The 19,640-nt window shown below is 67.9% G+C and carries 16 protein-coding genes; 6 read left to right on the top strand and 10 right to left on the bottom strand.

What is annotated here, in order from left to right:
• Positions 1–11: 11 nt before the first annotated feature.
• Positions 12–1,418 (top strand): Si-specific NAD(P)(+) transhydrogenase, encoded by a 1,407-nt coding sequence (sthA, locus tag AC1DY7_RS10355; RefSeq protein WP_477493804.1) that lies wholly within the window; start codon positions 12–14, stop codon positions 1,416–1,418.
• Here sthA and AC1DY7_RS10350 read toward each other — a convergent pair.
• Positions 1,415–2,182, bottom strand: coding sequence for a trypsin-like serine peptidase (locus AC1DY7_RS10350; protein WP_477493591.1), 768 nt, complete (start codon positions 2,180–2,182; stop codon positions 1,415–1,417). The genes sthA and AC1DY7_RS10350 overlap by 4 nt on opposite strands.
• Positions 2,183–2,300: 118 nt before the next feature.
• Between AC1DY7_RS10350 and AC1DY7_RS10345 the strand changes: the two genes are divergently transcribed.
• Positions 2,301–3,275 (top strand): proteasome assembly chaperone family protein, encoded by a 975-nt coding sequence (locus tag AC1DY7_RS10345; RefSeq protein ID WP_477493590.1) that lies wholly within the window; start codon positions 2,301–2,303, stop codon positions 3,273–3,275.
• Positions 3,276–3,284: 9 nt separating this feature from the next.
• Positions 3,285–4,307 carry an alpha/beta fold hydrolase gene (locus tag AC1DY7_RS10340; protein WP_477493589.1) on the top strand — a complete coding sequence of 341 codons (1,023 nt, stop codon included), beginning with the start codon at positions 3,285–3,287 and terminating at the stop codon, positions 4,305–4,307.
• A 24-nt stretch (positions 4,308–4,331) separates the two neighbouring features.
• Here the strand turns inward: AC1DY7_RS10340 and nrdR are convergent, their stop codons facing one another.
• Together nrdR and AC1DY7_RS10330 are read right to left on the bottom strand one after the other, a co-directional pair.
• The gene (nrdR, locus tag AC1DY7_RS10335; protein ID WP_477493588.1) at positions 4,332–4,796 is read right to left on the bottom strand and encodes a transcriptional regulator NrdR; all 465 of its coding nucleotides are present in this window, start codon (positions 4,794–4,796) and stop codon (positions 4,332–4,334) included.
• Between the two features lie 90 nt (positions 4,797–4,886).
• Positions 4,887–5,450, bottom strand: a complete 564-nt coding sequence (locus AC1DY7_RS10330) for a LysM peptidoglycan-binding domain-containing protein (protein ID WP_477493587.1) — start codon at positions 5,448–5,450, stop codon at positions 4,887–4,889.
• Between the two features lie 186 nt (positions 5,451–5,636).
• Here AC1DY7_RS10330 and lexA point away from each other — a divergent pair, with 186 nt between their 5' ends.
• A complete protein-coding gene (gene lexA, locus AC1DY7_RS10325; RefSeq protein WP_477493586.1) occupies positions 5,637–6,311 on the top strand; it encodes a transcriptional repressor LexA in 675 nt (224 codons plus the stop codon).
• Between the two features lie 5 nt (positions 6,312–6,316).
• On the opposite strand, the gene AC1DY7_RS10320 is transcribed toward lexA, so the two are convergent.
• Together AC1DY7_RS10320 and AC1DY7_RS10315 are read right to left on the bottom strand one after the other, a co-directional pair.
• Entirely contained in the window at positions 6,317–8,374 is a 2,058-nt protein-coding gene (locus tag AC1DY7_RS10320; RefSeq protein ID WP_477493585.1) for an LGFP repeat-containing protein, read from the bottom strand.
• A 114-nt stretch (positions 8,375–8,488) separates the two neighbouring features.
• Positions 8,489–9,646 (bottom strand): acyl-CoA dehydrogenase family protein, encoded by a 1,158-nt coding sequence (locus tag AC1DY7_RS10315; RefSeq protein WP_477493584.1) that lies wholly within the window; start codon positions 9,644–9,646, stop codon positions 8,489–8,491.
• A 96-nt stretch (positions 9,647–9,742) separates the two neighbouring features.
• Between AC1DY7_RS10315 and AC1DY7_RS10310 the strand changes: the two genes are divergently transcribed.
• Entirely contained in the window at positions 9,743–12,025 is a 2,283-nt protein-coding gene (locus AC1DY7_RS10310) for a molybdopterin guanine dinucleotide-containing S/N-oxide reductase (RefSeq protein WP_477493583.1), read from the top strand.
• Here the strand turns inward: AC1DY7_RS10310 and AC1DY7_RS10305 are convergent.
• Genes AC1DY7_RS10305 through AC1DY7_RS10290 form a run of 4 tightly spaced genes read right to left on the bottom strand, consistent with a single transcriptional unit; the run spans position 11,998 to position 16,455 of the window.
• Entirely contained in the window at positions 11,998–12,600 is a 603-nt protein-coding gene (locus AC1DY7_RS10305) for a TetR/AcrR family transcriptional regulator (protein ID WP_477493582.1), read from the bottom strand. The two genes, AC1DY7_RS10310 and AC1DY7_RS10305, sit on opposite strands and share 28 nt — an antisense overlap.
• 8 nt (positions 12,601–12,608) lie before the next feature.
• Positions 12,609–14,822, bottom strand: coding sequence for an acyl-CoA dehydrogenase (locus tag AC1DY7_RS10300; RefSeq protein ID WP_477493581.1), 2,214 nt, complete (start codon positions 14,820–14,822; stop codon positions 12,609–12,611).
• A 13-nt stretch (positions 14,823–14,835) separates the two neighbouring features.
• Positions 14,836–15,249 carry a Zn-ribbon domain-containing OB-fold protein gene (locus AC1DY7_RS10295; protein WP_477493580.1) on the bottom strand — a complete coding sequence of 138 codons (414 nt, stop codon included), beginning with the start codon at positions 15,247–15,249 and terminating at the stop codon, positions 14,836–14,838.
• Positions 15,250–16,455 carry a thiolase family protein gene (locus AC1DY7_RS10290; RefSeq protein WP_477493579.1) on the bottom strand — a complete coding sequence of 402 codons (1,206 nt, stop codon included), beginning with the start codon at positions 16,453–16,455 and terminating at the stop codon, positions 15,250–15,252.
• 163 nt (positions 16,456–16,618) lie between these two features.
• On the opposite strand from AC1DY7_RS10290, the gene AC1DY7_RS10285 reads away from it, so the two are divergent.
• A complete protein-coding gene (locus AC1DY7_RS10285; RefSeq protein WP_477493578.1) occupies positions 16,619–18,184 on the top strand; it encodes a PE-PPE domain-containing protein in 1,566 nt (521 codons plus the stop codon).
• A 9-nt stretch (positions 18,185–18,193) separates the two neighbouring features.
• Here AC1DY7_RS10285 and hflX read toward each other — a convergent pair whose 3' ends face one another.
• A complete protein-coding gene (gene hflX / locus AC1DY7_RS10280) occupies positions 18,194–19,597 on the bottom strand; it encodes a GTPase HflX (RefSeq protein ID WP_477493577.1) in 1,404 nt (467 codons plus the stop codon).
• Positions 19,598–19,640: the final 43 nt, after the last annotated feature.

The raw sequence follows: 19,640 nt of genomic DNA, 5'->3' as shown, positions 1-19,640 counted from the left end.
ACATGGGTTCCATGCAGGAGTACGACCTCGTCGTCATCGGGTCCGGCCCGGGTGGTCAGCGCGCGGCCATCGCCGCGGCCAAACTCGGCAAGTCGGTCGCAGTCATCGAGCGCGGCATGATGCTCGGCGGAGTCTGCGTCAACACGGGCACCATCCCGTCGAAGACGTTGCGCGAGGCCGTCGTCTACCTCACCGGGATGAGTCAGCGCGAGCTGTACGGCGCCAGCTACCGGGTCAAGGACAAGATCACCCCGGCCGATCTGCTGGCGCGCACCCAGCACGTGATCAGCAAGGAGATCGACGTGGTGCGCTCACAGCTGATGCGTAACCGTGTCGAGCTCTACGTCGGGCTCGGCCGGTTCGTCGACGAGCACACCGTCCTGATCGACGATCCGGGCCGCGCCGAGCGGATCACCGTCCGCGGCGCGAACATCGTCATCGCGACCGGCACCAAGCCCGCCCGCCCCGCCGGCGTCGAGTTCGACGAGAACCGGGTGCTGGACTCCGACGGCATCCTGGACCTCAAATCCATCCCGACCTCGATGGTGGTGGTCGGCGCGGGCGTGATCGGCATCGAGTACGCCTCGATGTTCGCCGCGCTGGGCACCAAGGTGACCGTCGTGGAGAAGCGCGACACGATGCTGGAGTTCTGTGATCCCGAGATCGTCGAGGCGCTCCGGTTCCACCTGCGCGACCTGGCGGTCACCTTCCGGTTCGGTGAGGAGGTCACGGCGGTCGACGTCGGCTCCGCGGGCACCGTCACCACATTGGCCAGCGGCAAGCAGATCCCGGCCGAGACCGTGATGTATTCGGCGGGGCGCCAGGGTCAGACCGACCATCTGGACCTGGTCAACGCCGGCCTGGAGGCCGACGCCCGCGGCCGCATCTTCGTCGACGACAACTTCGCGACGAAGGTCGACCACATCTACGCCGTCGGTGACGTGATCGGCTTCCCAGCCCTGGCCGCGACCTCGATGGAGCAGGGCCGCCTCGCCGCGTGTCACGCGTTCGGCGAGCCCACCAAGGGGATGATGGATCTGCAGCCGATCGGCATCTACTCCATCCCCGAGGTGTCCTATGTGGGCGCGACCGAGGTGGATCTGACCAAGGACTCGATCCCCTACGAGGTCGGTGTCTCCCGCTACCGCGAACTGGCCCGCGGGCAGATCGCCGGCGACTCCTACGGAATGCTCAAACTGTTGGTGTCGACCGAGGACCTGCGGATCCTCGGGGTGCACATCTTCGGCACCGCCGCCACCGAACTGGTGCACATCGGCCAGGCGGTGATGGGCTGCGGCGGCACCGTCGAGTATCTGGTGGACGCGGTGTTCAACTACCCCACCTTCTCCGAGGCCTACAAGGTGGCCGCGCTGGACGTGATGAACAAGCTGCGGGCGCTGAGCCAGTTCAAGCGCTAACAGTCCCCCACCGACGAGTCCGGGGTCTGATCGCCCGGGCCCTGCGCCTCCGCGCGGGTCAGCAGATCTTCCGCCGCCTGGTCGAAAGGTGGTGAATAGGAAAGGTTTTCGGCACACCCGCCGCCGTCGAGGCCACCGGTCAGTCCGGTGATGGTGGACCCGACCAGCCAGGGTGAGCCACTGGTGCCGTCCACCAGCCCACCGCAGCGCAACAACGGGAACCCGGCCTTGGTGGTGCCGGTCGGGGCGTGACAGCCGATCGGGCCGCCCCCGACGCCCATCGGATAGCCGGTGACCGCCACATCGGTGCCCGGCGCCGGTTCGCTTCCCAGCCGCAGCCCACCCCCGACCGATGCGGCCAACGATCCGGCGCCGGCCCTGCTGACCCGAGCGATGGCGAAATCGGCGCGCGGGTTCTGATTCGCGCTCCACCGCGGGTCCAGGTACACGGTGTCGACATGCCACAGATCGTCGTCAGCTGCCGCACCGGCGAATCCGGCCGCGAAGTTCGCGTCCGCGCCGCCGTCCAGGCAATGCGCCGCGGTGAGGATCAGGTCTCCGCCCGGCGAATCCAGCACGGCCGCCGTGCAGGCGTGCAGGTCACCGCCGCCGACGAACAGCGCGCCTATGCGCCGGTCGGGCGTGACGGGCCCCGCCTCCGGAGTGCCCGACTGGACGACGGAACTCCGTCGAACCTGGGGTGCGGCGGCGCAGCCGGCGAGCAACGCGCCCGCCAGCGCCACCACCGTTACCCTCACCCTCATTCGCACGAGATGATCCTGCCCGAGAAACCTGTTGAAGGTGCTGGGAGCGCATAGCCGGGGGCCGCACGCGGTCCAGGCGACAAAATGCGAGACACTAGGTGAAGAGGAGGTGACGCGCATGGACGATCAACCAGACCATCCGGAACCGCACTACCAGCCCGAACAGACCGGCATGTACGAGCTGGAGTTTCCGGCCCCCCAGTTGTCCTCGTCAGACGGCCGGGGTCCGGTGTTGATCCACGCGCTCGAGGGATTCTCGGACGCGGGTCACGCCGTCAAACTGGCGACCCAGCATCTGAAGGACACGCTGGACATCGAGTTGGTGGCGTCGTTCGCCGTCGATGAGCTGCTGGACTACCGGTCCCGGCGACCACTGATGACCTTCAAGACCGATCACTTCACCGGCTACGAGCAGCCCGAACTGAACCTTTACGCGCTGCGCGACACCGTGGGAACACCGTTCCTGCTGCTCGCCGGCCTGGAGCCGGATCTGCGCTGGGAGCGTTTCATCACCGCGGTGCGCCTGCTGTCCGAGCGCCTCGGCGTCCGCCAGGTGATCGGGCTGGGCACCATCCCGATGGCGGTGCCGCACACCCGGCCCGTCACGCTCACCGCACACTCGACCAACAAGGACCTCATCACGGAGTACACGCCGTGGGTGGGCGAGGTGCAGGTGCCGGCCAGCGTGTCGAACCTCCTGGAGTTCCGGATGGGCCAGCACGGTCACGACGCGATGGGCTTCACCGTGCACGTGCCGCACTACCTGGCACAGACACCGTTCCCGCCGGCGGCGGAGACGCTGTTGGCCGAGGTGTCACGTTCGGCGGCCCTGCAGATTCCGCTGACCGCACTCGGGGAAGCCGCCGCCGAGGTGCACACCAAGATCAACGAGCAGGTGTCGGCGAGTGCCGAGGTCGCTCAGGTGGTGACGGCACTGGAGCAACAGTACGATGCATTCGTCGCCGCCCAGGAAAACCGCTCGTTGTTGGCCCACGACGAGAATCTGCCCAGCGGCGACGAATTGGGCGCAGAGTTCGAGCGGTTCCTGGCGCAGCAAGCTGACGACAACAACGGGGATGACACATCTAGCTGATTGGCGGAGATGACCGAACGGAAACCCAAGCTGCGCCGCGTGCGGGAGAGCACGCCGACTCTGCAGTTCCGCACGATCCACGGATATCGCCGCGCGTTCCGGATCTGCGGGTCCGGCCCGGCGATCCTGCTCATCCACGGCATCGGCGACAACTCGACGACCTGGCATACCGTGCAGACCGCGCTGGCCCAGCGATTCACCGTGATCGCCCCCGACCTGCTCGGCCACGGCCAGTCGGACAAGCCCCGCGCGGACTACTCGGTCGCCGCGTACGCCAACGGGATGCGTGACCTGCTGTCGGTTCTGGACATCGATCATGTGACGGTGGTCGGCCATTCACTGGGCGGCGGGGTCGCCATGCAGTTCGCCTACCAGTTCCCGCAGCTGGTCGACCGGTTGGTGCTGGTCGGTTCCGGCGGGGTCACCAAGGATGTGAACATCGCGCTGCGGATCGCCTCGATGCCGATGGGCAGCGAGGCACTGGCGCTGTTGCGGTTGCCCTTGGTGCTGCCCGCCCTTCAGGTCGCGGGGCGGATCGGCGGGGCGCTGTTCGGTTCCACCGGCGTCGGGCGCGATCTGCCCGACGTGCTGCGGGTGCTCAATGACCTGCCGGAGCCCACGGCGTCGTCGGCCTTCGCCAGGACCCTGCGCGCCGTCGTCGACTGGCGCGGCCAGGTGGTCACCATGCTGGATCGATGTTATTTGACGGAATCGGTTCCCGTTCAGCTAGTTTGGGGCCGGAAGGACTCCGTCATCCCGGTCAGCCATGCCCACCTCGCGCACTCGGCCATGCCGGGATCGGAGTTGGAGATCTTCGACGGCTCCGGGCATTTCCCCTTCCACGACGATCCCGACCGCTTCGTCGCGATCGTGGAACGTTTCGTCGACTCGACCCAGCCGGCACCGTACGACCAGGACCTGCTGCGCGACCTATTGCGTTCTGGCATCAGCGAAAAGGCGATCAGCGGCCCGCTGGACACCAGGGTTGCGGTGCTCGATGCGATCGGTGGGGACGAGCGAAGCGCCACCTGATGGCCGAGCTCGACCGAGCGAGGATCAGCCGGTGCTCGTCACGCGGCGATGGGCGCGCAGCGCCTCGATCTCGCGCTCGAAATCCGCTGCGGAACTGAATGACCGGTACACGGATGCAAATCTGAGGTAAGCCACCTCATCGAGGTCGCGCAGGGGCCCGAGGATGGCCAACCCGACCTCGTGGCTGGGGATCTCCGGCGAGCCCGCGGCCCGGACCGCGTCCTCGACCTGCTGCGCCAGCAGATTGAGCGCATCGTCGTCGACCTGGCGGCCCTGGCAGGCTCGGCGGACGCCTTTGATGACCTTCTCGCGACTGAACGGTTCGGTGACCCCGCTGCGCTTCACCACGGCGAGCACGGCGGTCTCCACAGTGGTGAACCGTCGCCCGCACTCCGGGCATGAGCGGCGCCGCCGGATGGCCTGGCCCTCGTCGGCCTCACGGGAATCGACGACCCGAGAGTCGGGGTGGCGGCAGAACGGACAGTGCATCACCGCTCCTTCGCCGCACCGTATGTCGACCACTTCGAACGACTCCGAGCGTACCTGCACGAGCCGGAGCCGTCGTTGGCCGCTCACGACTCAGCCGATCGGGGCGATGAGGGTCCGGCCGGCCGCCACTGCCGCCGTGTCGAGCTTGTTGAGTTCCCGGATCCGGTCCACCACCGAGTCGACGGGGGCGTCGGGTGCCACCCGCTGCGCCACATGCTGCAGTGTCTCTCCCGCCTGGACCTGAACGACCGACAGTCGGGTGGGCACCTGCACCGACGTCTCGGTGACGCTGCCGCCCACATTCGCGACCAGACCCAGCCAGACGGTGATCGCCGCGGCGATCAGCGCCAGCACGACAGTGGTGGCCGGGGTGATCGGGCGCCTGCGATGCGATGCCCGCGACATCAACACCCCGGTGCCCCGGTAACCCAGCGGGGCACCCGCGGGCCGGCGCACCTGGGGGCGGCGACGGCGTACGACCACATCGCGCGGCAGCGGCCACACCTCGGCCGCGGACGGCCGCCGGACGGCCACCTGAGCGTGGACGGGGGCGCCGGCGGCGAAGCGTGATTCGAACTCTTCATCGAAGTCATCGAACTTCCGGTCGAATGCGTGATCGAACTGGGAGTCGAATCGGGTCTCCATGATGGTCATTTTGTCTGCCTTTCGCCGGATCGTTCGCTCTTGTGTTCGAAGATAGTCGATCATGTGTTCGATGACTAGAACACGTGATCGAACTGTTGCAAACGATAAAGGCACCCACCGACAAGTGACGCCCGGCCGCGACACACCTCGAACACATGTTTGATTAATGACGCGGGGGCGACTACATTCGGCGGCATGAGCGAGCACACCGACACCCCTGAGGCGCGTTCGGTCCTCACCGAGCGGCAGCGCACCATTCTCGAGGTCATCCGCGCGTCGGTCACCACTCGCGGATATCCGCCGAGCATCCGTGAGATCGGTGATGCCGTCGGCCTGACCTCGACGTCATCGGTCGCGCATCAGCTCCGCACCCTGGAGAAGAAGGGTTACCTGCGCCGGGACCCCAACCGCCCTCGCGCGGTGGACGTCCGTGGGGCGGACGACGCACTCGCGCCCATCGTCGGCACCGACGTCGCGGGCTCGGATGCCCTACCGGAGCCGACTTTCGTGCCCGTGCTGGGCCGGATCGCCGCCGGTGGCCCCATCCTGGCCGAGGAGGCTGTCGAGGACGTCTTCCCGCTGCCTCGCGAACTCGTCGGCGAAGGATCGCTGTTCCTGTTGAAGGTGGTCGGCGAATCCATGATCGACGCGGCGATCTGCGACGGCGACTGGGTGGTCATCCGTCAGCAGAACGTCGCGGACAACGGCGATATCGTCGCCGCCATGATCGACGGCGAGGCCACGGTCAAGACCTTCAAGCGCACCCGGGGACAGGTGTGGCTGATGCCGCACAACCCGGTGTTCGACCCGATCCCGGGTAACGACGCCGTCGTGCTCGGCAAGGTCGTGACCGTCATCCGCAAGATCTGACGGTTTCAGTACGCGCGGACGAACCCGTTCGTAACCGCGAATTCCTCACTGACAAACCAGATCTCGGCCGGCGCTTCGTCATAGCCCGGCGTGTCCGGTGTCCAGAACTGACCCGTGCCGGTGTCGGCCTTCACCAGGTAGCCGTCAGGGGCCTGGAACGGATCGCTACCGGCCAGACGCATCGAGGTGAGCGCGGGGTCCGGCTCCTCGATCTGGATCGCCGCGTGACGCCCGCTCGGGAAGTCGGGTTCGTAGGTCGAACGCGGGGTCGGTGGCAGTCCCTGCACCAGGGGTACCGCGGTGGTCGGCGGCTCGACGTCGTCATCGAGCTCCTCGGCACGCGCCTCAACGAACTCCGGCTCGACGACCTCTTCGTCGGGCTCGTCGGACTGGATGCGCGTCGGCGCCGTATCGACGGAGTCGGCGTCTGCGTCGAACCCGAGCGATTCGTGCTCGTCGGGTTCGGCCAGTTCCTCGGCGCCGTTGTGAGCGTCGGCCTCGGGGTCGGCGTCGAACTCGCCGGCCCGCAACCCTGACAGCGCCCAGGGACTCTGCGGTGAATAACCACCCGGCTCCTGGCCGAATGCGGCCGGCCCACCCTCGTACTCGTCGGGATGATGCGACTCGGCGCCGCCATCCAAACTGGGGTCGTAGTCCCCGTAGTGCTCACCGTCGTCATCGAAGTGGTCGTCGCGCGAACGCCGGTTGCGCAGCACCGCCACCACGATCAGTCCGATCAGCGCGAGCAGCGGAATCAGGCCGAGCAGCCACCACCAACTCCACGTGTACCACTTGCCGTCGTCGCTGCCGGCGGGCTCGGCGGCAGGCGCTTTCGGCGCGTCGGCACCCGGCACCTCGAGACCGGCCAGCGCGGACTGCAGGTTCGGGGGCTCGGTCGTGAACTTGTGCGTCGACTGATCCCAGGAGATGCTGCCGCCGTTGAACTGCTGGGTGATGACCTCACCGTTCTGGCTCTGATCACCCTTCGGCGCGCCCAGGTCGCCGGTGGCGCCCCCGAGTTTGTCCCACGCGGCGTTCATGGCGCCGCGCACGATGACCGCACCGAAGTCCGGGGTCCAGAAGATGACGGGCTTGTCGGCGGCCGCGAAGGGCACGAATCGGCTGGCCGGGGCCAGCCCGCCGTCGGACTCACTTGCCGTGGGGAAGCCGAGATCGCCGGTGGGTCCACCCACGCTCTCGTACTTGGCCAGCACCTGACCGGTGACGACGTCGGCGCCGGTGGCCGGGTTGTAGAAGATCTTGCCGCCGGCGAAGTTCTGGCCGACACCGTCGGAGCCGATGGCGTACTGGCCGCCGTCCGCGGCACCCAGGGGGCCGAGCGCGCCACCCGCGGCGCGACGGGCCGCCGCGATCTCCGAGGTCACGTCGGACGGCACCTGCAGCCCGGCGAGCTGGTCGGCGAGCTCGGGAGGTGTCGTCGTGAATTCTTTGGACTTGCGGTTCCACGACACCTCACCGCCGGTGAACTGCTGGGAGATCACGTCCCCGCGTGAGGTTTCGTCGCCGGTGGGCACCCCGAGCACCGCGGCGGAACCGCCGAGCTTGTCCCACGCGGCGTTGATCGCCCCGCGGACCACCCTGGCCCCGTTGTCCGGCGTCCAGAAGATGACGGGGTTGTCCGCGGCGCTGAACGTGGTGTTGCGGCTGTCGGGCGCCCGGCCCGCCCCCTCGTCGATGGTGGGGAAACCCAGATCGCTGTCGGCGGGACCGCCGAGGGACTGGTACTTGTCCAGGATCGCGCCCGCCATGATGTGGGCGCCCGTCTCCGGGGTGAAGAAGATCTTGCCGCCGGCGAAGTTCTGGCCGAACCCGGCACCGGTGGCGTACACGCCGCCGTCCTTGGCTCCCAACGGTCCGGTGTCGCCACCGGCACCGTCCCATGCCGCGCTGATCGCCGCATCGGCGTCGCTGTCCGGGGTGGCGTACGCCGGGGCCGCGAGCACCATGGTCGCGAACACCGAGGCCGCCACCACCATCGGTGCCGCCAGCCCCAGCAACGCACGCCCGGCGGCGGTGCGCAGCCGGGTTCGCTGCCTGGTCATCAGTCCTCCCGAACTCGTGCAAAGCATGAGAAAAGTACCGCTTTTCGTCAACTTTGCGTCAGCCGGGCGCCATCTCGTGGGATATCGCGACCTGTACTGAACGCGTGTCGGGCCTCAGACCCCCAGGCCGCGGCCGATGATCTCCTTCATTATCTCGGTGGTTCCGCCGTAGATGGTCTGGATGCGGGAGTCCAGGAAAGCCCTGGCGATCGGGTACTCGCGCATGTAGCCGTAGCCGCCGTGCAGCTGCAGGCAGCGGTCGACCAGTCGCACCTGGGCCTCGGTGGAGTACCACTTGGCCATCGCCGCCTGGTCGACGGTCAGCTTGCGGTCGAGGTGCAGGGCGATGAACGCATCGACCATGATCCGCACCGCGGTGGCCTCGGTGGCCAGTTCGGCGAGCACGAACCGGCTGTTCTGGAAGCTGCCGATCGGCTTGCCGAAGGCCTTGCGTTCCTTCGTGTACTGCAGGGTCGCCTCCAGCGTCGACTCCATCGCGGCGGCGGCCATGATGGCGATGCTGATGCGCTCCTGCGGCAGGTTCTGCATGAGGTAGATGAAGCCCAGGCCCTCCTGGCCGAGCAGGTTCTCGGCGGGCACCTTCACGTCGGTGAACGACAGCTCGGCGGTGTCCTGCGCCTCCAGCCCGATCTTGTCCAGATGGCGGCCGCGCTCGAAGCCCTCCATGCCGCGTTCGACGACCAGCAGGCTGAAGCCCTGGGCGCCCTTCTCCGGGTCCGTGCAGGCGACCACGATCACGAGATCGGCGTGGATACCGTTGGTGATGAACGTCTTCGAGCCGTTGAGCACGTAGTGATCGCCGTGTTTGACCGCGCGTGTCTTGATGCCCTGCAGGTCGCTGCCGGTGCCCGGCTCGGTCATTGCGATCGCCGCGATCAATTCACCGCTGCAGAAGCCGGGCAGCCAGCGCTTCTTCTGCTCCTCGTCGGCGAGCTCGAGGAAGTACGGCGCGATGACGTCATTCTGCAGCGTGAAGCCCAGCCCGCTGTGCCGTCCCGCGGTGGTCTCCTCGGTGACGACGACGTTGTAGCGGAAGTCCGGATTGCCACCGCCGCCGTATTCCTCCGGCACGGCCATCCCCAGGAAGCCCTGCTTACCGGCCTCACGCCAGACCTCCCGGTCGACGATCTTGGCCTTCTCCCATTCCTCCTGGAACGGTGTCGCGTGCCGGTCGAGGAACGCGCGGTAGGACTCGCGGAACAGGTCGTGCTCGGGCTCGAACAGGGTGCGCTCGAACTTGACTACGCCCATGGTGGACCTCCGGTACTAGGTATTGGGGTGTGGCGCCCAACATATACCAACCAGATGGTTGGTCGAGGGGGGTGCCGCGCACCCTAGGATTGGTGCGTGTCTCGCGCCAGCCTCGCCCACTGGGGTGCCTTCACCGCCCAGGTTCACGCCGGCGACATCTCGGCGGTGACGCCGATGGCCGGCGATACCGACCCGTCGCCACTGCTGGCCAACCTGCCCGGTTCGCTGCGGCACCAGGCCCGGGTGACGGGGCCCGCCGTGCGCCGCGGCTGGCTGCGGGACGGCGCGGGAGCCAGCGATGCGCGCGGCGCTGACGAGTTCGTCTCGGTCTCCTGGGACGAGCTCACCGAACTCCTCGCGGACGAACTGTGCCGCGTCATCGACACCCACGGCAACGAGGCCATCTACGGCGGCTCCTACGGCTGGGCCAGCGCCGGACGTTTCCATCACGCGCAGAGCCAGGTACACCGGTTCCTCAAACTGCTCGGCGGGTACACCTCGTCGCGGCATTCCTACAGCCTGGGAGCCACCGGGGCCATCATGCCGCGGGTCGTCGGCACTCATGACGACCTCTTCAAGCGCTCCACCCAGTGGGACGTCATCGTCGAGCACACCGATCTCCTGGTCTGCTTCGGTGGCATCGCCCTGAAGAACACCGGCATCAATCACGGTGGCACCACGGCACATCCGGCGCGCGACGCGCTACGCAGGTTCCGCGAGCGCGGCGGTCAGATCGTGTCCTTCTCGCCGCTGCGGGACGATGTCGAGGGCGAACACGAATGGCACGCACCGATTCCCGGCACCGACGTGGCGATCATGCTGGCCCTGGCCCATGTGCTGGCCACCGAGGATCTGGCCGATCGCGAATTCCTGGACACCTACTGCGTCGGCTACGACCGCTTCGAGCGCTATCTGCTGGGCAGCGACGACGGGGTGCCGAAGTCGCCGGCGTGGGCGTCGGCCATCAGCGGACTGCCCGCAGACGACATCAGCGCGCTGGCCAGACGGATGGCCGACGCCCGCACCCTGGTCACGATCAGCTGGTCGCTGCAGCGCGTCCGGCACGGCGAGCAGGCCCCCTGGATGGGCCTGACCCTGGCGGCGATGCTCGGCCAGATCGGCCTGCCCGGCGGTGGATTCGGGCATGGGTACGGGTCGATGAACGAGCCGGGTCTGGCGCCCCTGCGGGTCCGGCTGCCCGTGCTGCCGCAGGGCCCCAATCCGGTGTCGACGTTCATCCCGGTGGCCGCCGTCAGCGACATGCTGCTGCACCCTGGCCGGGAGTACGACTACAACGGGTTACGGCTGACGTTTCCCGACATCCGGCTGGTGTACTGGGCGGGCGGGAACCCGTTCCACCACCACCAGAACATCCCTCGGTTGCGCCGGGCCCTGGCCCGGCCCGACACGATCGTCGTGCACGACCCGTACTGGACCGCGATGGCCAAGCACGCCGACATCGTCGTCCCCTCGACCACCGCCTATGAGCGCGAAGACTATTCGGGATCCCGCAACGATCCCCTGCTGGTCGCGATGCCCGCCCTGGCAGCGCCGCACGCGCAATCCCGCGACGACTACGACACCTTCGCCGCCCTGGCCGAACGTCTCGGCGTGGGAGACCGATTCACCGAGGGCCGCACCGCGCGGCAGTGGCTGGTGCACATGTACGAGAAATGGTCGGCCGGCGTCGATTTCGCGGTGCCGAACTTTGATCAGTTCTGGGCCGACGGGCAGCTGAGGCTGCCGACCGAGCCCGGGCTGACGCTGCTGTCGGATTTCCGCGCCGACCCGTACGCGCACCGGCTGAACACCCCGAGCGGCCGCATCGAGATCTTCTCCGCCGATATCGACGGTTTCGGATATCCCGACTGTGTCGGACACCCGGCCTGGTTCGAACCGTCCGAATGGCTCGGCGGCGAACGCGCCCGCGGCTATCCGTTGCACTTGCTGGCCAACCAGCCCGCGTCCCGGCTGCACAGCCAGCTCGATACCGGCGCGCTGAGCCAGAGGTCGAAAGTGGCAGGGCGCGAACCGATCCGGATGCATCCGCGGGACGCCGCCGAACGCGGCCTGGCCGACGGTGACGTCGTGCGGGTCTACAACGACCGGGGCGCGTGCCTGGCCGGCGTGGTGACCGACGACGGCCTGCGCCCCGCGGTGGTGCAACTGTCGACGGGAGCCTGGTTCGATCCGCTGGACCCCGCCGATCCCGATTCGATGTGTGTGCACGGCAATCCGAATGTGCTGACCGACGACGTCGGAACGTCCTCGCTGGCGCGCGGGTGCACCGGCGCACACGTGCTGGTCCAGGTGGAGAAATTCATCGGCGAGCTACCGCCGGTGCGGGCGCATCAGCCGCCGGTGTTCTCCGAACGCTGATCCTCGGGTAGTCGGGGCACCACCAGGTCGATGAACGAATCGGCCACCCGGTAGGCATCGCCGATCGGGTAGCCGCCCATGATCGCACCGGACAGCATGGTGCTGATGATGCCCCACAACATGATTGCGGTGTCGAACGATTCCTGGTGACCCAACGAGGCGAAGTCCGCCGCCAGCGTCCGCTGGGCCGTCTCGGCGAACCGCTGCATCAACGGCTGGGCGTTGGCATCGGTGGTGTTCTGCAGCAGCATGCACACCTTGAAGAACGCCGGCCGGCGCTCGAAGCTGGTGATGATGCCGCGCACCTTCTCCCGCACCCGGCGCTCGGCGGGGCGATCGTCCTCGGTGGCGTCGTCGAACACCGGCTGCGCCCACTCCATCAGCACGGCGGCGTAGACGTGTTCCTTGGAGCTGAAGTAGCGGTACAGCGTGCCCAGCGCGACATCGGCCGCGACGGCGACATCCCGCATCTGGATGTGCTCGTAGTCATGCACCTTGAGCGCCGCCAGCGCCGCCGTCACGATCTGCGACCGGCGGGCCTGTTTGTAGCCGGGCAGGTCGGTGCTCGCGGTCATCTTCAGGCTCAATTCCTCGGCAGTCCCAGGATCATCGTCGCGATGATATTCAGCTGGATCTCGATGGTGCCACCCCCGATGACCTCCGCGGGCATCATCAGGCTCTGGGCCACGGCTGATTGCTCACCGCCGCCCACCATCGCCGCGCGTCCGCTGAAGGCCAGCGCGTCCGCGGTGACCCGCCGCACGATCTGCGCGGTGGCCACCTTGCCGACGCTCGACGCCGGACCGGGCCCGTGTCCCGCCAGCCGGTTGAGGGTGTCCCGAACCGCCAGCGCCCCAATGGCATTGGATCCGGCCCGCACTTCGCCCAGGGCTGCGCGCACGGCTCTCACATCGGCCACCGGGTCGCCGGCCAACGTGCGCAATTCGCTTTCCTTGTCCAGCTTGATATAGGCGCCGATGGCCACCCGTTCGTTGGCCATCGTCGCGAGTGCGTGCGACCAGCCGGCGGTCGGCTCCCCCACCAGCATGTCGTCGGGGACGAACACGTCGTCGAAGAACACCTCGTTGAAATGCTCGTCACCGCTGGCGGTGCGCAGTGGGCGCACCCGGATGCCCGGCGTGGTCATGTCGACCAGGAAGTAACCGATGCCTTTGTGTTTCTTGGCCTCCGGGTCGGTGCGGGCCAGCAGCGCCCCCCAGTCGGCGCGCTGCGCCGACGACGTCCAGACCTTCTGCCCGTTGACCAGCCAGCCGCCATCCACCTTGGTGGCACGCGTCGACAACGCCGCCAGATCCGACCCGGCGCCCGGCTCGGAGAACAGCTGGCACCAGCCGATCTCACCGCGCAGCGTCGGCTCGGCGAACCGCGCGCGCTGCGCGTCCGAACCGGCCGCCAGCACCGTGGGCAGGATCCACTGCGCAATGCCCAGCGACGGGCGGACCAGCGCCGGCCGCTTCTCGAACTCCTCGTCGATGATGAGCTGCTGCGCCGGGGTGGCGTCCAGTCCCCACGGCGTGGGCAGGTAGGGCGCGATCAGCCCGGCCGCGGCCAGGGCGGTGCGCTGCGGCCCCGTCCAGTACTCAGCGTATTCGGGGTTCTGCCGGCCCGGCTTCTCGTTGCGCAGCTGCGCGGCGCGATCGAGCGTCGCGGCGACGGCGGCCCGGAAGTCGGGCTCCACGTCGGCGATCTCGATGGTGAAATCCCTTCCCGGCCACGCCGGGTCGCCCAGGGTGTGAGCCCATTCGGCGCGCGATCCGACGGCAGCTGCCAGGCTGATCGCGCGCTTCCAGTACAGATGCAGGTCGTGTTCCCAGGTGTAGCCGATGGCACCGAACATGGTCAGCGCGTCGACCACCAGCTCGGGCAGCCGGCCGACGGCCACGATGGCCGCGCCCGCCGCCGCGATGTGATGCTGGGACGTGGACTGGTTGGCCGCGCGGACCGCGTCCCACGCCGACGCGGCGGCCAGCTCGCTGTTGATGAACAGTGTCGCGGCCTTGTGCTGCAAGGCCTGGAACGATCCGATGGGCCTGCCGAACTGTTCCCGGACCTTCAGGTAGGCCACCACGTTGTCCACACACCATCGGGCGATACCGGCGGCTTCGGCGGCGAGCAAGCTGACGGCGATGCAGCGAGCCCGCACCTCATCGAGTCCGGTCAGCACATCGTCGGCGCCGATGCGCACCCCGTCGACCCGCAGCACGCCGACGTCGCGGGTGAGGTCGGTGGGCGTCTGCGGGACCACCTGCACGCCTGCGGCGCCGGTGTCCAGCACGACCCAGAACCCCTCGCCCGCACTGACGAGGATCCGTTCTGCCCCGCACAGACCGAGCTCGGGACCCACCGACCCGGACAGCGACCAACCGCCGTCTGAGGACGACGCGTGCAACCGGCCGGCCTGCGGCAGGATCAGCGCCGCCGTCCGTCCTGCGACGATGTCGTCGAGCAACCGTTCGGTGGCGGTGCCCGGTTCGGCGGTCGCGGCCACTGCACCGGCGATGACGGTCGGCAGCAGCGGTCCGGGCAGCAACCCATAGCCGGCGGCGTCGATCACACACGCCGCCTCGGCCAAGCCGCCGCCCTGTCCCCCGATACGTTCCGGGAGGTGCACCGCGTGCAGGCCTTGATCCGCCAGGGCACCCCAGAATCCCGGGCGCCGGCCGGTCGCGAGTTCGTCGAACTGGGAGCGGGTGAGTTCCAGTCCGCCGTGCCGGGCCGCGAAACCGGCCATCGCGTCGGTGATCTGGACCTGTTCGTCGGTCAGCGCCAATGCCACGGTGTCGGCCTCCTCAGCCTGCGGTGTAGTGCAAGAGTGTCACCCCGGAGTCGGGCAGATCGGTGAACACCGGGGTGACCGGCATACCCACCCGCAGGTCGCCGGCGTCGACACCGACGAACTCGGTGGCGAACCGCGGACCCTGCTGCCACTGCACCACGCCGAGCAGGTGCGGTACCGCGTCGGCGAACTGCGGCGCGACGGGGCGTTGCGCGACGGCGAAGCTGACCAGCGTTCCGGCGCCCGAGATCTGCCGCCACTCCAGGTCGTCGGCCAATGTGCCGGGTGCCAGCACCCGCGGGTAGAACACGTAGGCGTCCGAGGACGGCGAGAACTGGATCCAGATCTCGTGACGGCGCAAGCCGTCCCAGAACGGTGCGGAGGTCGGCGTGGCCAGCGGGAGCGGCCGACTCAAGGGGATCGTCATCTAATCGCCTTCCAGGACGAGTGCTTCTTGCTCACTGAGCACACCGCCGTTGCCCGAGACGAAAGCGCGATGGCAGTCGGGCACCTGGGTCTGTTCGGCGCGGCCCATCAATTGCCGGGTGGCGTCGCAGACATGGTGCATGCCACCGGCATTGCCCGGTTGGCCGTACCCCAGTTGCCCTCCGGCAGTGTTCATCGGGAAGTCGCCGCGGAACGTCAGATCGTGGTCGGTGACGAATCCCATCCCCTTGCCCTTCTCGCAGAAGCCGGCGTCTTCAAGGGTGAGCAGGGCGGTGATCGTGTAGCAGTCGTAGATCGACACCATGTCCATATCGGCGGGAGCCATCCCGGCCATCTCGAACGCCGACCCGGCGACCTTGACCATCGGGGTCTGCAGCGGTTCGGCGGCGTAGACGGGCGACTTGTAGGGCACCCGCTCGCCGAAGCCTTTGATCCACACCGGCCGGTTACGGCTCTTGCGGGCCAGGTCGGCATTGGTGATCAGCACGGCCGAACCGCCCATGCACGGCATGACGATCTCGAGCATGTGCAGTGGCGAGGCGATGACGGGGCTGTTGAGTACGTCGGCGACGGTCAGCGTCTTGTCCCTGAACACCGCACCGGGCGTTTGGTTGGCGTTGACCCGTTGGTCGACGACGATCTTGGCCATCGCCGCTTCGTCGTAACCGTATGCGGCGGCGTACATCTGGGCCACCTGGGCGTAGGGGCCGTTCTGGCCCAGGTAGCCGTAGGGGATCTCGAATTCGGCCTGTGGGGACCCGTAGCGGAAGCTGGAAGCGCCGAAGTACAGCGCGTCACCCGGATCGTAGGGCCGGTGCTCCGACATCGGGGTCAGGTAGTTGGCGGGGATGGCACAGAGCACCGCCTGGCAGATGCCCAGTTCGATGGCCGCCGCGGCCCGCCACACCATGGCGGCTCCGGAGGCGCCACCCAGGTCGACGATCTCGGCGAAATTGACTTGGATGCCCAGGTACTCGGCGACGGTCGATGGGACGAAGAGTTGTGACTCCATCACCCCGCACGTCACCAGACCGTCGACCTGGTCGGCCGACAGCCCCGCGTCGGCAATCGCGGCGGCGGCCAGTCGCGCCCACTGCTCAATGATGAACTCCGGCGTTCCGGCCGGCTTTCGGGTGGCCGGTAATTCATGAAAGCCGACGATCGCGGCCTCGCCCCGCAGCCCCATGCGGCGCTCCCTTCTCCAGATCCATCGACAATATTAGAATCAGATTCTACTTTCAATTCGGTGTTATTTTCACGGCGGGCAAATTCCCGGTTTGCCTGTCCGGCGCGGCTGTGCGGTGCGACGATCGGCTGCAAGGACCGCTGGCGAACCACGGGGTGGGCACATGCGAATCGCAAAACAATTCACACTGACCGTGCTGGCGCTGCTGACGGCGGTCTTCGTCGCCATCGGTTCGGCGATGAGCATGGCCGTCGCGCTGGCGGCGACGGTGCTCCTGGTCCCTGGTACCGGTGTGCCCGACGCCACGAAGGTCTCCGACTACATCGGCCACGCACTGGACTACTACGTCGCGCCCTACACGCCGTCCTGCACGAGCACGGCAAGCAGTCCCGCCTGCGCCGTCAAACCCATCGATTACCCGGCCCAGTTCTGGCCCATCCCGCTACCGGGATGGGGCGGCCTCACCGGCGCCAAGTGGGATGTGTCGACCGGCAAGGGACTGGCCACCCTGCAAACCACGCTCGACGACACGCTGCACCCGGAGGTCGGCTCGCCGAACGAACCGGTCGTCATCTTCGGGTACTCCCAGGGCGGCAACATCGTCAGCCGCGAGAAGCGCGCCATCGGCAACCTCGGCGCCAATCCGGACAACATCTCGTTCGTCATGATCGGGAACACCAACCGGCCCAACGGCGGGCTGTTCGAGCGACTCGCCTTACTCGGCCACGTCCCCATCCTGGACGCCACCTTCGGGCTGCCCGCTCCGACGAAAACGTGTACCAACCGCTGCGCCACCGACATCGCGTTCGAGTACGACGGGGTGGCCGACTTCCCGCTGTATCCGCTCAACGTGCTGGCGACGCTGAACGCCCTGGCCGGCTTCTGGTACATCCACGGCACCTATCTGTCGCCCGACGGCAGGAGCGACCCGAGCGAACTACCGGACGGCTACACCGAACCCGAGTTGGAAGCCGAACTGAACAAAGAGGCCAACTGGAGCGACTACGGCGACACCCGCTACATCACCATCCCCACGAAAACCCTGCCGCTGGTGCGGCCTTTCCTGGAGTTCGGTGGCTTCACCCACACCAGTTTCATCGTCAAGCCGATCGTGGACCTGTTCGAGCCGGTGCTGCGCGTGCTCATAGACACGGGCTATGACCGCAGCCTGAGCCCGGGCGTTCCGGCGCCGTTCCGCCTCATCCCGCTCAACATCAATCCGATCAAACTGGCCGGCGACGTGGTCAAGGCGCTCGGCCAAGGCGTCAAGGCGGCCCTCGGCGACATCGGCATCAAAGCCCCCGCCCCCACCCCGGTGTCCACGACCAGCCTCACCGCGGCGAACAATGACAACAAGACCGATACCAAGGCCACCAACCTCGTCGCCGCCAAGACCGCGGCCGAGGACACCCCGAAAACGTTGGCGGACAACAAGAATATCGAGGACACCGCCAAGGTCACCAACGGCAAGGCCACCGACACGCCTCGGCCCAAGGTGCGCGGCCCGATCGGCTCGGGGCCGCTGGCTCAGCTGGTCCGGCAGTTCCACGACGTGGTGACGGGCAAGCGTGGCGCAAAGTCCGGCGACACCACCAAGACGGGCACCGAACCCGAGACGAAGCCGGTCACCACACCGGAGGCCAATACCGAAAGCCCGGGCGCCACAGGTGAATCCACGAAGTCCGAAGTCCCGAAAGAGAATGAGCCCAGCGCGAAGGCGGCGGCCTGACCCGCGCCGCTATGCGCTGCCGTAGTCGCGCAGGTTGGCGGCGAGCGGAATCGGCACCCGGGCGGTGATCCTGGTGCCGTCGGCGGTGTGCTCGGTCGTGTCGATGCGCCCCTCGGAGTGCACCCGGGCCACCAGGTCGCCGCGGTCATACGGGATGGTCACGTCGACGAAGGCGTCGGTCGGCGGAACCAGGGCGGTGATCCGCTGCTGCAGCAGTTCGAGTCCCTCGCCGGTGTGGGCGGAGACGAACACGGCGTCAGGCAGCGCGCGGCGCAGTTGCGCCATGGCCAGGTCGCCCGCGGCGTCGATCTTGTTGACCACCAGGAGTTCCGGCACCGCGGCCCGCTCATGGTCGGCGTACACGTCGCGCACGACCTGACGCACCGCGCTGATCTGGGCCATCGGATTCACATCGGACCCGTCGACCACATGCACCAACAGGTCGGCGTCGACGACCTCCTCCAGCGTGGAGCGGAACGCCTCGACCAACTGGGTGGGCAGGTGCCGGACGAATCCGACGGTGTCGGTGAGCACGAACCCGCGCCCGTCCTGAAGCTGACCGCGCCGCGTGGTGGGTTCCAGCGTGGCGAACAGCGCGTTCTCGACCAGCACCCCGGCCCCGGTCAGCGCGTTGAGCAGGCTGGATTTGCCCGCATTCGTGTAACCGACGATCGCCACCGCAGGCATGTCGGCCGAGCGCCGCTTACCGCGCTGGGTATCGCGGATCTTCTTCATGTCGCGAATCTCGCGGCGCAGCTTGGACATTCGTTCGCGGATGCGGCGACGGTCGGTCTCGATCTTGGTCTCACCGGGACCGCGCGTGCCCACGCCGCCGCTACTACCGCCGGCACCGCCGCCCTGGCGCGACATCGATTCACCCCAGCCACGCAGCCGCGGCAGCATGTATTCCATCTGCGCGAAAGCGACCTGAGCCTTGCCCTCCGCTGATGTCGCGTGCTGGGCGAAGATGTCGAGGATCAGCGCCGTGCGGTCGATGACCTTGACCTTGACGACCTTTTCCAGCGAGTTCAGCTGCGCGGGCGACAATTCACCGTCGCAGATGACGGTGTCGGCGCCACTGGCCAACACCAGCTCGCGCAGTTCCTGCGCCTTGCCGGAGCCGATATACGTCGAGGGATCCGGCTTGTCGCGGCGCTGGATCAGACCTTCGAGTACCTCGGAGCCCGCGGTCTCGGCGAGGGCGGCCAGTTCGGCCAGGCTCGCATCGGCATCCGCGGCGCTGCCGTCGGTCCACACCCCGACCAGCACCACCCGTTCCAGGCGCAGCTGGCGGTATTCGACCTCGGTGACGTCGGCGAGTTCGGTCGAGAGGCCGGCCACCCGGCGCAGCGCGGCGCGGTCTTCCAGGGCGAGTTCGCCGACGGTGGGATCGCGATAGGGAGATTCAGTCATGAGCTGTATCGATGGTGACACGCCCGGCTACCGGTTGGCGAAT

It is taken from the genome of Mycobacterium sp. P2_H7, from assembly GCF_056403275.1.
The sequence above is the reverse complement of the archived record's forward strand: the minus strand, read 5'-3'. Positions and strand labels throughout refer to the sequence as shown.

Excerpts from the sequence above, each read along its gene's own strand:
- AC1DY7_RS10320 (WP_477493585.1), bottom strand. The coding sequence starts at position 8,374 with ATGACCAGGCAGCGAACCCGGCTGCGCACCGCCGCCGGGCGTGCGTTG.
- AC1DY7_RS10345 (WP_477493590.1), top strand. The coding sequence starts at position 2,301 with ATGGACGATCAACCAGACCATCCGGAACCGCACTACCAGCCCGAACAG.
- AC1DY7_RS10305 (WP_477493582.1), bottom strand. The coding sequence starts at position 12,600 with ATGACCGCGAGCACCGACCTGCCCGGCTACAAACAGGCCCGCCGGTCG.
- AC1DY7_RS10290 (WP_477493579.1), bottom strand. The coding sequence starts at position 16,455 with ATGGGGCTGCGGGGCGAGGCCGCGATCGTCGGCTTTCATGAATTACCG.
- AC1DY7_RS10295 (WP_477493580.1), bottom strand. The coding sequence starts at position 15,249 with ATGACGATCCCCTTGAGTCGGCCGCTCCCGCTGGCCACGCCGACCTCC.
- lexA (WP_477493586.1), top strand. The coding sequence starts at position 5,637 with ATGAGCGAGCACACCGACACCCCTGAGGCGCGTTCGGTCCTCACCGAG.
- AC1DY7_RS10340 (WP_477493589.1), top strand. The coding sequence starts at position 3,285 with ATGACCGAACGGAAACCCAAGCTGCGCCGCGTGCGGGAGAGCACGCCG.
- nrdR (WP_477493588.1), bottom strand. The coding sequence starts at position 4,796 with ATGCACTGTCCGTTCTGCCGCCACCCCGACTCTCGGGTCGTCGATTCC.
- AC1DY7_RS10330 (WP_477493587.1), bottom strand. The coding sequence starts at position 5,450 with ATGACCATCATGGAGACCCGATTCGACTCCCAGTTCGATCACGCATTC.
- AC1DY7_RS10315 (WP_477493584.1), bottom strand. The coding sequence starts at position 9,646 with ATGGGCGTAGTCAAGTTCGAGCGCACCCTGTTCGAGCCCGAGCACGAC.
- hflX (WP_477493577.1), bottom strand. The coding sequence starts at position 19,597 with ATGACTGAATCTCCCTATCGCGATCCCACCGTCGGCGAACTCGCCCTG.
- AC1DY7_RS10285 (WP_477493578.1), top strand. The coding sequence starts at position 16,619 with ATGCGAATCGCAAAACAATTCACACTGACCGTGCTGGCGCTGCTGACG.
- AC1DY7_RS10350 (WP_477493591.1), bottom strand. The coding sequence starts at position 2,182 with ATGAGGGTGAGGGTAACGGTGGTGGCGCTGGCGGGCGCGTTGCTCGCC.
- sthA (WP_477493804.1), top strand. The coding sequence starts at position 12 with ATGCAGGAGTACGACCTCGTCGTCATCGGGTCCGGCCCGGGTGGTCAG.